The 15,309-nt window shown below is 74.6% G+C and carries 3 protein-coding genes; 1 reads left to right on the top strand and 2 read right to left on the bottom strand.

Annotated features, from left to right (window positions below; all coding sequences use genetic code 11):
- Positions 1-38: 38 nt before the first annotated feature.
- Both QQY24_RS02845 and QQY24_RS02840 read right to left on the bottom strand, forming a co-directional pair.
- Positions 39-1,037 carry a Gfo/Idh/MocA family protein gene (locus QQY24_RS02845; RefSeq protein ID WP_301971070.1) on the bottom strand — a complete coding sequence of 333 codons (999 nt, stop codon included), beginning with the start codon at positions 1,035-1,037 and terminating at the stop codon, positions 39-41.
- Complete coding sequence (locus tag QQY24_RS02840; RefSeq protein WP_301971069.1) at positions 1,034-2,416, bottom strand: NDP-hexose 2,3-dehydratase family protein; 1,383 nt, start codon at positions 2,414-2,416, stop codon at positions 1,034-1,036. Before QQY24_RS02840 ends, QQY24_RS02845 begins: the two co-directional genes overlap by 4 nt.
- A 353-nt stretch (positions 2,417-2,769) precedes the next feature.
- On the opposite strand from QQY24_RS02840, the gene QQY24_RS02835 reads away from it, so the two are divergent.
- The gene (locus QQY24_RS02835) at positions 2,770-15,279 is read left to right on the top strand and encodes a type I polyketide synthase (protein ID WP_301971068.1); all 12,510 of its coding nucleotides are present in this window, start codon (positions 2,770-2,772) and stop codon (positions 15,277-15,279) included.
- Positions 15,280-15,309 lie beyond the last annotated feature (30 nt).

Raw genomic sequence — 15,309 nt, 5'->3', positions numbered from 1 at the left:
TCCGGTTGTCCTGTCCCGCCGCGCCCGGGCGACCCCGCTCAGCCGACGGGCACTCTCAGCGCCGTCTCGCGCACCGCGTCGACCACCTCCATCGCCGCGACGGCGGCGGCGGGTGACGCCGCGGTCCGCCGTTCCCCGCCACGGCGTACCGCATCGGCGAACCCGGCCAGGCACGAGGCCAACTGGTCGGCCGCCGGAAGGGTGAACCGCTCCTCGTGGTCCTGCTCCTCCAGGACGACCTCGGGACGGTGGGCGGGGGGCGGGGTGAACGCCCAGGGCACCGTCACCCGCGCCCGGTCCCCCCACAGGGTGTAGGTGGAGGCGTAGGCGTGCTCGAACCCGAAGGCGACCTCGGCCAGCACACCCGTCCGTGACACCAGGAGCGCCTGCCCGGACAGGTCCAGTCCGTCCGAGGCCCGGGTGCGCAGCGTGGCCCCGGCCACCCGCAGTTCCGGGCCGAGCAGCAGGGCCGCGGCCCGCAGGGGGTACACCCCGACGTCGAGGAGCGCCCCGCCACCGAGCGCCGGGTCGTGGCGGATGTCGTCGGAGGGCAGCGGCGGGATGCAGAACGCCGCCCGGAAGGAGGCGAGCCGGCCGAGCCGCCCGCGGTCCACCAGGTCCCTGACGAAGTCGTGCTGCGGATGGTGCAGGAACATGAAGTTCTCCCGCAGCACCAGCCCGCGCTCCGCGGCCAGCCCGGCCAGGGCACGGGCCTCGGCGGCGTCCACGCCGGCCGGCTTCTCCACCAGGACGTGCTTGCCCGCCAGCAGTGCGCGCTCCGCCGACGCGTGGTGCAGGGCGGTCGGCGTCGAGATGTAGACCGCCTCCACGTCCGGCCGGGCCAGCAGCGTCTCCTCGCTCTCCTCCGCCGCGCACCCGAACCGTCCGGCGAACCGTTCCGTCTTGTGCGGCGAACGCCCGGCCACGGCGACGACTTCCACCTCGGGGGCTGCCGCCGCGGTGGGCAGCACCCGGCGCCACGCGATCGACGAGGTGCCCACCACCCCCAGCCGCACGGGCTCCCCGCGCCCGGTCACGACAGTGTCCTCAGGGCCGCGACCAGCGTCCTGGCCTGCACGTTCAGATGATGGCTGTAGCGCAGCAGGTCCTCGATCTGAGGACGGGACACCCACTGGAACTCGTCCGAGACGAGAGGCAGCGCGTCCTCCACCTCGATGACCGCGTAGTGGCTGCGCGCGTGCAGGAAGCGGCCCCCCTCCTCCGACTGGACCACGTCGTACACCGCCTTCTCCCGCCACGCGAGCGCCTCGGCCAGGTACGGGGGCCGAACCTCCTCGGGCAGGTGCGCGTAGTTCTCCGGCGTGCACTGCACCGTGGGCCCCAGTTCCGCCACCGTCGCGAAGCCCGCCTCGGCGCGGGCCCGCAGCAGTGCGTGCGGCACCCCGTCCACCCGGCGCACGAACAGCGCCGCCAGCCCCACCCCGTGCGGTTGCAGCAGCGGCTGGGACCAGGCGGGCACCTCGCGCCGGCCCGAGGCCACGTCGACCGCCACCACGCTGAAGTGCTGACCGCGCTCGTGGGAGACCGCCCGCTCGTCGCGGTGCCAGCCCCGCAGCCGCGCCAGCCCGACCGGCGCGGCGACGACCTCGTGCTCGGCCCGCCGCCGCGTGATCCAGCTGCGGACCTCCGTGTCCGTGTGCAGGGCCCGGTCCGCGCCGCCGGCGTCCTGCCGCCAGTCCGGCAGGCACGACAGCACCGTCCGGGCGTCCATGTTCACGGTGTCGTCCGCGCCGAGCAGCGCGTTGACCTGACCCAGCGTCAGCCAGGCGAAGTCCTCGCCCGCCTCCACCTCCGGCCCGACCTCGACGATCATGTTGCGGTTCCGTTTGCGCAGGAACCACGAGCCCTGCTCGGACTGCAGCACGTCGGCCACGACCGAGCCCGGCCGGGGGCGCCGGAAGCAGTCCAGGTACGGGACAGCCGAACCGCCGTGCACACGGGTGTAGTTGCTCCGCGTCGCCTGCACCGTCGGCGACAGCTGCACACCGTTGACGTTGCCGGGCTCCGACTTCGCCTGCATCAGCAGGTGCGGCACGCCGTCGAAGTCGCGCAGCGCGATGCCGAGGATCCCGATCTCCGGCTGGTCGATGATCGGCTGGTCCCACTCCGCCACCGGGCCGAAGTCCGAGCGCACCCGCAGCCCGTGCACGGTGAAGAACCGCCCGCTGCGGTGCCGCAGGTCACCGGTCTCCTCGTCGAACCCCCAGCCGGCAAGTTCGGCGAACGGCACCCGCTCCACGCGCTGCGCCTGTGCCCGGCGCCGGTCCTCGAGCCACTCGGCGAGCCGGGCGTTGCTCAGCACTCCGCCGTCGCGGGCCGCGGCGGACGCGGCCAGCCGGGACCGGATGCGCAACTCCTCGGAACGGGACGGCCTCAGCAGGGTCGTCGCGGTCATCCTTCCGCCCTCTTCTCTCACCGGCAGCACGGCCACGGCCACGAGCGCGGCCCACCGGCGGGAAAACCCCGTTCCGCGCCGTCCGCGCGAATGCGACGGCACCCGACGGCCACCCGGCGATCCTGCCCCCGGTAATTCCAGCATGCGCCTAGAGTCCCGCTCTTGCGCCCGGTTCCCGGACCGGCTATGTGCGACGGAATTGCGGCGCCCGATCCGCGGCGCGGGAACGCCCGCGGCAATGGCCGCCGAGCCGCCTAGACATTTCCCTAGAGCATTCCGCCGGGCCGTCCACCGCACGTCACCGCATGCCACCGTGAGGGCTGCCCCTGCCCTTGGTGTTTGGAGTGCCATCGATGACCGAGCCGGTGCCCGCCGACGCCCGCCCCACCGCCCCGGGCCACGAGCCCGTGGCCGTCGTCGGCCTCGCGTGCAGGCTGCCGGGAGCCGATGACCCGGCCGCCTTCTGGGAACTGCTCAGCCAAGGACGCAGCGCGGTCACCGACACCCCGGCGGACCGCCGGGCCGGGGCACCGCACGACGGCTACCCGGCACCCCGGGGCGCCACCGCACCCCACCGGGCCGGCCACCTCACCGCGCCGGCCGACTTCGACGCCGCCTTCTTCGGCATCTCGCCCCGCGAGGCCGACGCCATGGACCCGCAGGCCCGGCTGGCCCTCGAACTGGGCTGGGAGGCACTGGAGAACGCCGGCATCCCGCCCACCGGAACGCCGCGCGCCACCGGCGTCTTCCTGGGCGCCGACGTGTGCGACTACGCCGACGTCGTCCGCCGGCAGGGCCCGGACGGAATCGGCCACCACACCCTCACCGGCCTCAACCGCGCCCTCATCGCCAACCGGCTGTCCTACGTCCTGGGCGCCAACGGCCCCAGCATGACCGTGGACAGCGCCCAGTCCTCCTCCCTCGTCGCCGTCCACCTCGCCTGCGACGGCCTCCGCTCCGGCGACTGCGACCTCGCCCTCGCCGGCGGCGTCCACCTCAACCTCAGCCCCGACAGCACCCGGGCCGCCGCCCAGTTCGGCGCCCTCAGCCCCGACGGCGCCTGCCACACCTTCGACGCGCGCGCCAACGGCTACGTACGCGGTGAGGGCGGTGGAGTCGTCGTCCTCAAGCTCCTCTCCCGCGCGCTCGCCGACGGCGACCACGTCCACGCCGTGGTGCGCGGCGGCGCGGTCAACAACGACGGCACCGGCCTCAGCCTCACCACCCCCGACGCCGACGCCCAGGCCGCCGTCCTGCGCGCCGCCTGCGCCCGCGCCGACGTCGACCCCGCCGACATCGACTACGTCGAGCTCCACGGCACCGGCACCAGGGCCGGCGACCCCGTCGAGGCCGCCGCACTCGGCGCCGTCCTCGGCACCGCGGCCGGCCGGTCCGCACCCCTCGCGGTCGGGTCGGTGAAGACCAACATCGGCCACCTGGAGGGTGCCGCGGGCATCGCCGGTCTGATCAAGACCGTCCTGTGCCTGTCGCACGCCCGGCTCGTGCCCACGCTCAACCACCGCGAGGCCCACCCCGCCATCGACCTGGACACCCTCAACCTCCGCGTCCAGCTGGAGACCGCCCCCTGGACCCCGGCCCGGGCGGGCCGCCCGCTGCGCGCCGGCGTCTCCTCCTTCGGGATGGGCGGTACCAACGCCCACCTGGTCCTCGAAGCGGCACCCGTCCCGGCCGCCGCCGAGCCCCGCCCCGCCCGCGACACCCCCGCCGTCGTCCCCTGGCTGCTGTCCGCCCGCACCCCCGAAGCCCTGCGCGCCCAGGCCGAACGCCTCGCCGGCCACGTCCGCGACAACCGGCCGGACCCCGTCGACACCGCCTGGTCCCTGCTCACCACCCGGGCCCACCACGCGTACCGGGCCGTGGCCTCCGGCACGGACACCGACCGCCCCCTGCGCGACCTGCGCACCGCCCTGCCCGCCACCGCCGTGAACGGCGACATCGACCGGCCCGTCCTCGTCTTCCCCGGCCAGGGCAGCCAGTGGGCCGGCATGGCCGCCGAACTCCTCGCCGCCGAACCGGTGTTCGCCCAGCGCCTCGCCGAGTGCGCCCGGGCGCTCTCCCCCCACGTCGACTGGGACCCGCACGCCATCCTGCGCGGCGACCCCGGCGCACCGGGTCTGGACCGCTCCGACGTCGTCCAGCCCGTGCTGTGGGCCGTCATGGTCTCCCTGGCCGCCCTGTGGGAGGAGTACGGCGTCCGGCCCGCCGCCGTCATCGGCCACTCCCAGGGCGAGATCGCCGCCGCCTGCGTCGCCGGCGCCCTCAGCCTGGAGGACGCGGCCCTCGTCGTCGCGCTGCGCAGCAAGGTCCTGGTCCCGCTGGAAGGCCTCAGCGGCATGGTCTCGCTCGCCCTGTCCGAGGCCGACACCCGCCGCTTCATCGGCCGGTGGGGCGACCGCGTCACCGTCGCCGCCCTCAACGGACCGGCCTCCGTCGTGGTCTCCACCGACGCCGGCACCCTCACCGACCTCCTGGCGACCGCCGAACGCGAACAGGTCCGTGCCCGCCGCGTCGGCATCGACTACGCCTCCCACTCCGCGCACGTCGAGCCCGCCCGCGAGGAGATGCTGCGGCTGCTGGCCCCCATCACCCCCCGGCCGCCCCGCATCCCCTTCCTGTCCACCGTCACCGGCGACTGGCTCCGGGGCCCCGCCACGGACGCCCGGTACTGGTACGACAACCTGCGCCGGCCCGTACTGCTCGAAGACGCCGTGCGCACCCTGGTCGCCGCCGGACACGGAGCCTTCGTGGAGGTCAGCCCGCACCCGGTGCTCACCGCGCCCGTGCAGGAGACGGTGGAGTCCGCCGCCGGCCGCGACCAGGCGGTCGTCACCGGCACCCTGCGCCGCGACGACGGCGGCCCCGCCCGCTTCCAGACCGCGCTCGGCGCCCTGTGGACCCGGGGCGCCGCCATCGACTGGACGCCCGCCTTCGGCGCACTCGCGCCCCGCCGCGTCGCACTGCCGACCTACGCCTTCCAGCGCCGCCGCCACTGGATCGGGGACGTCCCCGCACCGGCCGGCCGGACCACGCCCGCCCCTGCCCCGGCGGAGGCCTCCCCGGCGGCCTCCGCCCCGGACACGACCACCGGTCCCGCACCCGCACAGCCTCCGGCACTCACCGCCGACGACGCCCTGGACCTGGTCCGCGACAGCACCGCCGTCGTCCTCGGCCACCCGGACCCCGGCGGCATCGACCCGCAGCGCTCCTTCAAGGACCTCGGCATCGACTCCGTGACCGCGGTGGAGCTGCGGGACCGTCTCAACCACCTCACCGGACTGCCGCTGCCGGCGACCGCCGTCTACGCGTACCCGACGCCGTCCCGCCTGGCCCGGCACCTGTCCACCGCACAGGACGGCACCCCGGACACCGGCCGGGCCACGCGCCCCGGCGGCTCCCGCCCCGGCGGCGAGGACGAGCCGATCGCGATCGTGTCGATGGGCTGCCGCTTCCCCGGCGGCGTGCGCAGCCCCGAGGACCTGTGGCGGCTGGTCAGCGAGGAGGCGGACGCCATCGCCCCGTTCCCCGCCGACCGCGGCTGGGACCTGGACGCCCTCTTCGACGACGACCCCGAACGCTCCGGCACCACCTACGTGCGCACCGGAGGCTTCCTCGACGACGCCACCCGGTTCGACGCAGGGTTCTTCGGCATCTCGCCGCGCGAGGCGACGGCGATGGACCCGCAGCAGCGCCTGCTGCTGGAGACCGCCTGGGAGACCGTCGAGCGCGCGGGCCTCGACCCGCGCCGCCTCGCGGCCACCGACACCGGCGTCTTCGTGGGCGCCACCGCCCCCGAGTACGGGCCCCGCCTCCACGAGGCCGACGCGGCCTGCGAAGGCCACGTCCTCACCGGGACCACCGCCAGCGTGGCCTCCGGGCGCATCGCCTACGCGCTGGGTCTGGAGGGTCCGGCGGTGACGGTCGACACGGCGTGCTCGTCCTCCCTGGTCGCCCTGCACCTGGCGGTGCGCGCCCTGCGCTCCGGCGAATGCAGCCTCGCCCTGGCGGCCGGCGCCACCGTCATGTCCAGCCCCGGCATGTTCGTCGAGTTCAGCCGCCAGCGCGGACTGGCCCCCGACGGCCGCTGCAAGCCCTTCGCCGCCGGTGCCGACGGCACCAACTGGGCCGAGGGCGTGGGTGTGCTGCTGCTGGAGCGGCTGTCGGACGCGCGCGCCAACGGCCACCGGGTGCTGGCGGTGGTGCGGGGTTCGGCCGTGAACCAGGACGGTGCGTCCAACGGTCTGACGGCGCCGAACGGTCCGTCGCAGCAGCGGGTGATCCGGGCGGCCCTGGCGGACGCGGGGTTGTCGGCGGCGGACGTGGACGTGGTGGAGGCGCACGGTACGGGTACCAAGCTGGGTGACCCGATCGAGGCGCAGGCGCTGCTGGCCACCTACGGCCAGGACCGGCCCGCGGAGCGCCCGCTGTGGCTGGGGTCGGTGAAGTCCAACATCGGCCACGCCCAGGCCGCTTCCGGCATGGCCGGTGTGATCAAGATGGTGCAGGCGATGCGTGAGGGCGTGCTGCCCAGGTCCCTGCACGCCGACGAGCCGTCCCCGTTCGTGGACTGGGCGGAGGGCGCGGTGGAGCTGCTGGCGCAGAGCCGGCCGTGGGAGGAGGGCGAGGGGCGTCCGCGCCGGGCGGGCGTGTCCTCGTTCGGCATCAGCGGCACCAACGCCCACGTCATCATCGAGGCCCCGGAGGACGACGGGGCATCCGGAGCGTCCGCGCGCGCCGGGGACCCGCGCCGTGAGACCGCCGCACTCCCGCTCCTGGTGTCGGCACGGTCGGAAAGGGCTCTGACCGAGCAGATCCGGCAGGTGGCCGGCTACGTGGACACCGGGAACGCCCACCGGGTGGATGTGGCGTGGTCGTTGGTGTCGGGTCGGTCGGCTTTCGAGCACCGGGCGGTGCTGGTGGGTGGGGAGCCGGTGGTGTCGGGTTCGGTGCTGGCGTCGGCGTGTTCGCCGGTGTTCGTGTTTCCGGGTCAGGGGGCGCAGTGGGTGGGGATGGCGGTGGAGTTGTTGGATTCCTCGCCGGTGTTCGCTGCTCGGTTCGCGGAGTGTGCGGGGGCGCTTGAGGGGTTTGTCGGGTGGTCGGTGTTCGATGTGGTGCGGGGTGTGGAGGGTGCTCCGGGGCTGGATCGGGTGGATGTGGTGCAGCCGGTGTTGTGGGCGGTGATGGTGTCGCTGGCTGCGTTGTGGGAGTCGTTCGGTGTGCGGCCTGCTGCGGTGGTGGGGCATTCGCAGGGTGAGATTGCTGCTGCGTGTGTGTCGGGTGCGTTGAGTGTGCGGGATGCGGCGCGGGTGGTGGCGTTGCGTAGTGGTGTGCTCAGGGCGTTGGCGGGTCGTGGTGGCATGGTGTCGGTTGCTTTGTCGCGGGGGGCGGTTGAGGAGTTCGTGCGGCCGTGGGTGGGTCGTGTGTCGGTGGCTGCGGTCAATGGGCCGTCGTCGACGGTGGTGTCGGGGGATGCGGACGCGCTGGATGAGTTGGTGGTGTGTGCTGAGGAGTCGGGTGTGCGGGTGCGTCGGGTGGAGGTGGATTATGCCTCGCACTCGGCTCATGTGGAGGAGGTAGAGGGGGAGCTGGCGCGGTTGCTGGCTCCGGTTCAGGCGTTGGTTCCGCGGGTTCCGTTCTTGTCGACGGTGACGGGGCGGTGGGTTGAGTCGGCTGAGACCGATGGCGGGTACTGGTACCGCAATCTGCGTCAGACGGTGCAGTTGGAGCCGGTTATTGCCCAGTTGGTGGCCGAGGGGCATGGTGCGTTCTTGGAGATGAGTCCGCATCCGGTGCTGACGGTGCCCGTCGCCGAGACGGTGGAGGCCGCGGGGAGTGACGCGGCCGTGGTGGGGACGCTGCGTCGGGGTCAGGGGGGTCTGGAGCGGTTCTACCTGTCGCTGGGCGAGGCCTGGACCCGCGGCGTGGGGGTGGACTGGACGCCCGCGTTCGAGGGGCTGTCGCCGCGGCGGGTGGAGCTGCCCACCTATCCCTTCCAGCGCCAGCGGTTCTGGCTGGACGCGCCGAAGGGTGCGCAGGCGGCGGCCGACCCGGTGGAGGACGACTTCTGGCGGACCGTCGAGTCGGGCGACCCCGCCCTGCTGGCGGACGCCCTGGGGGTCTCGCCGCAGGAAGAGCTCAAGGACGTGATGCCGGCGTTGGCCGAGTGGCGGCGCACCCGCCGTGAGCGCGCGCTGGTGGACGGCTGGCGGCACCGGATCGTCTGGCGGGCTCTGCCCCGGCCGCGTTCCACGCGGCCGGACGGCGCCTGGCTCGTCGTCGCCCCGGCGGGAACGGGCGAGGAGGCACTCGTCGTGGCCCTCGACTCCACGCTGAACGACCGAGGCGTCGAAACCGTGGTCCTGACGCTCGACGCGGCGGACGCGGACCGCGGGCGGTGGGCGGACCTGCTCGCCCGGACCGGTGCGGACACCCCGTTCACGAGGGTCCTCTCGCTCCTGCCGCTCGACGTGCGGCCGCATCCGGCGCGGGAGGCCGTGCCGACGGGGCTCGCCGCGACGCTGACGCTCGTCCAGGCGCTCGGCGACGCGGAGATCGAAGCCCCCCTGTGGTGCGTGACCAGGGGAGCCGTCGGCACCGGCACGGACGACGCACCCTCGGCGCCCGAGCAGGCGGCCACCTGGGGCCTGGGCAGGACCGCGGCCCTGGAGTACCCCAGGCGGTGGGGCGGTCTGGCCGACCTGCCCACCGAGGGCACGGCCGCAGCGCTCCCGCTCCTGGCGGACGCCGTCGCGGCGGGCGGTGCCGAGGACCAGGTCGCCGTGCGCAACGGAACCCTGTTCGGCCGGCGGCTCGTCCAGGCACCCGCACGGGCCGCTGCCCGCCGCGCCTGGCGGCCCCGGGGCACCGTGCTCGTCACCGGCGGTACCGGGGCACTGGGCGCCCACGTGGCCCGCTGGCTCGCCGGCAACGGCGCCGAGCACCTCGTCCTCACCGGCCGGCGGGGCGACGGACCGCACCTCGCCGAACTGCGGGCGACGCTGGAGCCGTACGGGACCCGCGTCACCGCCGCCGCATGCGACATGGCCGACCGGCGCGCCGTGGCCGAGCTGGTCGCGCACCTGGCCGACCAGGGCGACCCGGTACGGGCGGTCGTGCACGCGGCCGGCGTGAGCGTGCTCGGCCCCCTGGCGGAGACGGGTGTCGACGACCTCGCCGCCACGTTCTCCGGCAAGGTCCTCGGCGCGGCCCACCTCGACGCCGTGCTGGACCCGGAGCAACTGGACACCGTGGTCCACTTCTCGTCCATCTCCGGCACCTGGGGCGTCGCCGAGCACGGTGCGTACGCCGCCGCGAACGCCGTCCTCGACGCGCGCGCCGAGCGACGGCGGGCCGAGGGCGCCCCCGTGCTGTCGGTGGCCTGGGGGCCCTGGGCCGGCGGTGGCATGATCGCCGAGTCGGTGCAGGGCGACCTGCGCCGCCGGGGCGTACCGGTCATCGAACCGGCGACCGCGATCACCGGCCTGCAGCAGGCGCTGGACCACGACGACACGTTCGTGGCCCTGGCCGACGTCGACTGGCGGCGTTTCGCCGAGGTGTTCACCTCCGTGCGCCCCAGTCCCCTGCTCACCGAACTGCCCGCCGTCCGCGACGCGTCGGAGCAGTCGGCCGACGCCCCCGCGCAGGCACGCAGCGCGGCACTCGCCGACATCGCCGCCCTGGAACCGGCCCGGCGCGCCGACGCGCTGCGCGGTCTCGTCGCCGCCCAGGTGGCCGCCACCCTCGGGCACACCGACGCCGGAGCGCTCGGTGCGCAGGCGGCGTTCAAGGAGATGGGCTTCGACTCCCTCACCGCGGTCGCCCTGCGCGACCGGCTCAGCCGGGCGACCGGGCTGAAGCTGCCCACCACGGTGGTCTTCGACCACCCCAGCATCACGGCGCTCGCGGCGTTCCTGCACGAGCAGGCGTTCGGCGGCGAACAGTCCGACACGTCCCGGTCCCCGGCCCCGGCCACGACCCGGGCGGCCGACCCGGGCGAGGAGGACGAGCCGATCGCGATCGTGTCGATGGGCTGCCGGTTCCCCGGCGGCGTGCGCAGCCCCGAGGACCTGTGGCGGCTGGTCAGCGAGGAGGCGGACGCCATCGCCCCGTTCCCCGCCGACCGCGGCTGGGACCTGGAGGCCCTGTACGACGCCGACCCCGACCACCTCGGCACCAGCTACGTCCGCGAGAGCGGCTTCCTCGACGACCCCGCCGGATTCGACGCGGCCTTCTTCGGCATCTCGCCGCGCGAGGCGACGGCGATGGACCCGCAGCAGCGCCTGCTGCTGGAGACCACCTGGGAGGCCCTCGAACGCGCCGGCATCGACCCGCGCACCCTGCGAGGCTCCACCACCGGTGTCTACGTCGGCCTGACGGACCAGGAGTACGCCGACCGGTTGCGCACCGCCTCCGGAGAGAACGAGGGGTACCTCGCCACCGGCGCCGCCGCCAGCGTGGCCTCCGGGCGCATCGCCTACGCGCTGGGTCTGGAGGGTCCGGCGGTGACGGTCGACACGGCGTGCTCGTCCTCCCTGGTCGCCCTGCACCTGGCGGTGCGCGCCCTGCGCTCCGGCGAGTGCGGCCTCGCGGTCGCCGGGGCGGCCACGGTGATGTCGGGTCCCGGAGCGTTCGTGGCCTTCAGCAGGCAGCGTGCCCTCGCCCCCGACGGCCGCTGCAAGCCCTTCTCCAGGGACGCCGACGGGTTCGCGCTGTCCGAGGGCGTGGGTGTGCTGCTGCTGGAGCGGCTGTCGGACGCGCGCGCCAACGGCCACCAGGTGCTGGCCGTCGTGCGGGGCTCGGCCATCAACCAGGACGGTGCGTCCAACGGTCTGACGGCGCCGAACGGTCCGTCGCAGCAGCGGGTGATCCGGGCGGCCCTGGCGGACGCGGGGTTGTCGGCGGCGGACGTGGACGTGGTGGAGGCGCACGGTACGGGTACCAAGCTGGGTGACCCGATCGAGGCGCAGGCGCTGCTGGCCACCTACGGCCAGGACCGGCCCGCGGAGCGCCCGCTGTGGCTGGGGTCGGTGAAGTCCAACATCGGCCACGCCCAGGCCGCTTCCGGCATGGCCGGTGTGATCAAGATGGTGCAGGCGATGCGTGAGGGCGTGCTGCCCAGGTCCCTGCGTGCGGAGGAGCCGTCGCCGTTCGTGGACTGGGCGGAGGGCGCGGTGGAGCTGCTGGCGCAGAGCCGGCCGTGGGAGGAGGGCGAGGGGCGTCCGCGCCGGGCGGGCGTGTCCTCGTTCGGCATCAGCGGCACCAACGCCCACGTCATCATCGAGGCCCCGGAGGACGACGGGGCATCCGGAGCGTCCGCGCGCGCCGGGGACCCGCGCCGTGAGACCGCCGCACTCCCGCTCCTGGTGTCGGCACGGTCGGAAAGGGCTCTGACCGAGCAGATCCGGCAGGTGGCCGGCTACGTGGACACCGGGAACGCCCACCGGGTGGATGTGGCGTGGTCGTTGGTGTCGGGTCGGTCGGCTTTCGAGCACCGGGCGGTGCTGGTGGGTGGGGAGCCGGTGGTGTCGGGTTCGGTGCTGGCGTCGGCGTGTTCGCCGGTGTTCGTGTTTCCGGGTCAGGGGGCGCAGTGGGTGGGGATGGCGGTGGAGTTGTTGGATTCCTCGCCGGTGTTCGCTGCTCGGTTCGCGGAGTGTGCGGGGGCGCTTGAGGGGTTTGTCGGGTGGTCGGTGTTCGATGTGGTGCGGGGTGTGGAGGGTGCTCCGGAGCTGGATCGGGTGGATGTGGTGCAGCCGGTGTTGTGGGCGGTGATGGTGTCGCTGGCTGCGTTGTGGGAGTCGTTTGGTGTGCGGCCTGCTGCGGTGGTGGGGCATTCGCAGGGTGAGATTGCTGCTGCGTGTGTGTCGGGTGCGTTGAGTGTGCGGGATGCGGCGCGGGTGGTGGCGTTGCGTAGTGGTGTGCTCAGGGCGTTGGCGGGTCGTGGTGGCATGGTGTCGGTTGCTTTGTCGCGGGGGGCGGTTGAGGAGTTCGTGCGGCCGTGGGTGGGTCGTGTGTCGGTGGCTGCGGTCAATGGGCCGTCGTCGACGGTGGTGTCGGGGGATGCGGACGCGCTGGATGAGTTGGTGGTGTGTGCTGAGGAGTCGGGTGTGCGGGTGCGTCGGGTGGAGGTGGATTATGCCTCGCACTCGGCTCATGTGGAGGAGGTAGAGGGGGAGCTGGCGCGGTTGCTGGCTCCGGTTCAGGCGTTGGTTCCGCGGGTTCCGTTCTTGTCGACGGTGACGGGGCGGTGGGTTGAGTCGGCTGAGACCGATGGCGGGTACTGGTACCGCAATCTGCGTCAGACGGTGCAGTTGGAGCCGGTTATTGCCCAGTTGGTGGCCGAGGGGCATGGTGCGTTCTTGGAGATGAGTCCGCATCCGGTGCTGACGGTGCCGGTGGCGGAGACGGTGGAGGCCGCGGGGAGTGACGCGGCCGTGGTGGGGACGCTGCGTCGGGGTCAGGGGGGTCTGGAGCGGTTCTACCTGTCGCTGGGCGAGGCCTGGGCGCGTGGTGTGGGGGTGGACTGGACGCCCGCGTTCGAGGGGCTGTCGCCGCGGCGGGTGGAGCTGCCCACCTATCCCTTCCAGCGTCAGCGGTTCTGGCTGGACGCGCCGAAGGGTGCGCAGGCGGCGGCCGACCCGGTGGAGGAGGAGTTCTGGCGGACGGTCCGGGAGGGTGATCTGGGGCGGTTCGCGCGGACGTTGGGGCTGGCGGACACCGAGGGGCTGGAGTCGTTGGTGCCCGCGCTGGCCGCCTGGCGTGAGGGGCGGCGGGAGCGGGCGACGCTGGACGGCTGGCGGTACCGGGTGGTGTGGCGGCCCCACACCGCTCCCGGCACGCCCCCGGACGCGGACACCGCGGCACTGGACGGCACCTGGCTCCTCGCCGTACCCGGACACCTCGAGGACGACGCGTTCACGACGGCGACCCACAAGACGCTGGAGGGGGCGGGTGCACGCGTCGTCCGGTTCGCCGTACCGGGCGACCGGACGGACCGCGTGGTGCTCGCCACCCGGTTGGCCGCCGCCGTTCCCGGGACACCGCTCGCCGGAGTGCTGTCGTTGCTGCCGCTCGACGACCGCGTCGACAGGCGGAGTGCCACAGTCCCGTGCGGTCTCCTCGGCTCCATGGCGCTGAGCCAGGCCCTCGCCGACGCGGGCCTCGACGCCTCACTGTGGAGCGTCACCCGGGGAGCGGTCGCGGTCGACGCCGGGACGGAAACCCCGGATCCCGCCCAGGCCGCCGTCTGGGGACTGCTCCGGGTCGCCGGCCTGGACGACCCCGGGCGCTTCGGCGGACTGGTCGACCTGCCGGCGTCGGACGCCGCCGAGGAATCGCTGACCCACCTGCTCCCGCTGCTCGGCGGCCCGGCCGGACCGGGGCGCGAGACGGAGTACGCCCTGCGTCCCGGCGGCACGCACGTGCGGCGCATGGTGCGCTCCCCGTTGGGCGCGCGTGCCGGGGCCGACGCGCCGTGGCGTCCGCGCGGAACCGTCCTGATCACCGGAGGCACCGGTGCCCTCGGCGCGCACGTGGCCCGTGACCTGGCCCGCGCGGGCGCCGAGCACCTGCTGCTGGCCGGCCGGCGCGGACCCGACGCGCCCGGCGCCGCGGAGCTGGAGCGGGAACTGGCCTCGCACGGCTGCGCGGTCACCGTCGCCGCCTGCGACGTGGCCGACCGCGGGGCGCTCGCCCGGCTCCTGGACTCGGTGCCGGACGGCTTCCCGCTGACCGCGGTCGTACACACGGCGGGCGCGGTGGACCGGGCCCGGCCGCTGGCCGAGATGACCGACGAGGAGGCGATCGCCCTGATGGAGGCCAAGGTCACGGGGGCGCGGAACCTCCACGACCTGCTCGCCGGGCAGCCGCTCGACGCCTTCGTCCTCTTCTCCTCCGGGGCGGGCGTCTGGGGCAACGGCGGCCAGGCGCCGTACGCCGGGGCCAACGCCTTCCTCGACGCCCTCGCCGAACGGCGCCGCGCCGAGGGGCTGCCCGCCACGGCGATCGCCTGGGGCGCCTGGGCCGGCGGCGGCATGGTCGACGAGGAGGTGGGCGAGCAGCTGCTGCGCCGCGGCGTGCCCGCCATGGAGCCGCGGCTCGCCGTGCGCGCCCTGCGCGACGCCGTCACCGCGCGGGACACCGCGCTGGTCGTCGCGGACATCCGCTGGGACCGCTTCGTGGCGGCCTACTGCGCCCACGGGCACCGTCCGCTGATCGACGAGGTGCCCGAGGCACGGGAGCTGACGGCGGCCGGCCGGGCCGGCGACCCCGACCCCGGCGCGCGGAGCGGGGACGACACCGGAAACGAACTGCTGCGCGAGCTGGCCGCGTTGCCCGAGGCCCGGCGTCGGCGGCGCCTGGTGGACCTGGTCCGCACGCACGTGAGCGCCGTCCTCGGACTCGGTCCCGGCGACGCCGTCAAGGCCGCACGGGCCTTCCGCGACATGGGCTTCGACTCGCTGACCGCGGTGGAACTGCGCAACCGCCTCGGCGCCGCCCTCGGCGCCAAACTCTCCGCGACGGTCGTCTTCGACCATCCGACACCGCGCGCGCTCGCCGACCACCTGGCCGCCGAACTCCTCCCGGAGCCGGACCACGGCCCGGACCCGGCGGCCACGGGCGCCGGCGGCACGGACCCGCGGCTGCGGGACGTCGAGGCCGCCTACCGGGACGCGACCGGCCCGGCCGAGCGACAGGCGCTCGTCGACGCCCTGCGCACCCTCCTCGACACCTGGGCGGCACCGGAACCGGCCGACGAACCGGAGCACACGGCCGTGGACGAGGAACTGGCCGGCGCCTCCGACCAGGACATGTTCGACCTGATCGACAGGGAACTCGGGATCTCCTGAGCGGACCCCCGACACGACCTCCCGTTTTCT

This window comes from Streptomyces sp. TG1A-8 (assembly GCF_030499535.1).
In the GTDB taxonomy this organism is placed as follows: Bacteria; Actinomycetota; Actinomycetes; order Streptomycetales; family Streptomycetaceae; genus Streptomyces.
The sequence above is the reverse complement of the archived record's forward strand: the minus strand, read 5'-3'. Positions and strand labels throughout refer to the sequence as shown.